We start from the raw sequence: 221 nt of genomic DNA on the forward strand, positions 1-221 counted from the left end.
GAGATTAAGGGTAGTCCTTGCCCAAATCTCTAATATAAAGGAGAAGCTATAATGCGAGGCAAGGATATCACAAAATCCACATTTTTTCAATTGTTTCAGCCAATTTTTCATGAAAAAATTTTTCAGCTTATTAATAACGCAGGTGTTGACAAATACGTTAAAAAACTGACAGCACTTAAGCTATTCTATCTTCTGGCCTATGCCCAGTTAGAACAATTAAA

At 33.9% G+C, this 221-nt stretch carries 1 protein-coding gene; it reads left to right on the forward strand.

Annotated features, from left to right (window positions below; translation table 11 throughout):
* Window positions 1–51 precede the first annotated feature (51 nt).
* A partial coding sequence (locus ULO1_RS15460; protein ID WP_143325464.1) for a DUF4372 domain-containing protein occupies window positions 52–221 on the forward strand: 170 nt, incomplete at its 3' end.

The sequence above is a fragment of the Carboxydocella sp. ULO1 genome (assembly GCF_002049255.1).
Classification (GTDB): domain Bacteria; phylum Bacillota.